Source organism: Salinicola salarius (genome assembly GCF_002179555.1).
Taxonomy (GTDB): domain Bacteria; phylum Pseudomonadota; class Gammaproteobacteria; order Pseudomonadales; family Halomonadaceae; genus Salinicola; species Salinicola salarius_A.
In genome coordinates, this window is record NZ_NHOU01000105.1 from 1 (window position 1) to 1,299 (window position 1,299).

Consider the following 1,299-nt stretch of genomic DNA (forward strand, 5'->3'; position numbering starts at 1 on the left):
ATTCAACACCTTTACCGGCGACCTCTGCCTCCTGGCCGATTGGCTCGGCGAAAAGCAGATAACCACCGTCGCCATGGAGTCCACCGGTGTTTACTGGATACCGGTGTATGAGCTTCTCGAAGAGCGCGGGTTCGATGTCATCCTGGTCAACGCTCGCGATACCAAAAACGTCCCTGGTCGAAAGACCGACATCAACGATGCCCAGTGGCTACAACGCCTGCATGCCTACGGATTGCTACGCGGCAGTTTCCGTCCCGCTCAGGAACTGGCGAGCCTGCGTGCCACCCTTCGCCAGCGTGAGCGCCTGCTAGCCTACGCGGCTGCCCATATCCAGCATATGCAAAAAGCGCTGATGGAAATGAATCTTCAGCTCCATCATGTCGTGACGGATATTACCGGTGTGACGGGCATGCGCATTCTGCGGGCCATTGTCGCGGGTCAGCACGATCCGCTGATACTGGCTGAGTATCGCGATCCACGATGCAAGGCCAGCGAGGAAACGATTCGCCAGGCCCTGAGCGGGCATTACCGTGAGGAACACCTACTGGCCTTGTGCCAGTCACTCGCCCTGTACGACAGCTATCACGAGCATGTTGCCGTATGCGATCAGCTCATCGAAGCCACGCTGAAGCGACTCTCCCTGACGGCACCCGTCCCTGACAAGCCACTCCCTGCTGCGCGCCACCGGGATGCCAACCCCAATGCCCCCGCCTTCGATGTTCGTGCATCGCTGTTTACTATCATCGGCGCTGACCTGACCCAAATCCATGGCCTCGGCCCCTATCTGGTTCTCAAACTGGTGGGCGAGTGCGGCACGGATATGCAGCGCTGGCCTACCGCCAAGCATTTCACCTCCTGGCTGGCCCTGTCACCGGGTAGCAAGATCTCAGGCGGCAAGGTGCTATCGTCACGCACGAGACGCACAAAGAACCGAGCAGCGGCACTATTGAGGCTAGCCGCCACCACGGTCGGCCGCACCCAGACTGCCCTGGGAGCCTTTTATCGACGGCTGGCCAGTCGTATCGGCAAGGCCAAGGACGTCACCGCGACGGCTCGAAAGATCGCCGTGCTGTTCTACAACGCCTTGCGTCATGGCATGACCTACCAGGACCCCGGCGCCACCTACTATGAAGAGCGGTATCGGCAACGAATTCTGACGAATGTGAGGCGTCGGGCACAGTCGCTGGGTTATCAACTGACGCCATTGCTGACGGAGGGAGGGGCTCGGGTTTCTTAGGAAGCTACTGCTCTCTTGATGTCGGACGAACTGAATCGTACGCGCTGATAGACCAGTTGAGT

At 59.4% G+C, this 1,299-nt stretch carries 1 protein-coding gene; it reads left to right on the forward strand.

Features of this window, described 5'->3' with window-relative positions:
• The coding region (locus tag CCD76_RS19320; RefSeq protein WP_087721107.1) for an IS110 family transposase at positions 1–1,237 on the forward strand (1,237 nt) is incomplete at its 5' end.
• Positions 1,238–1,299: the final 62 nt, after the last annotated feature.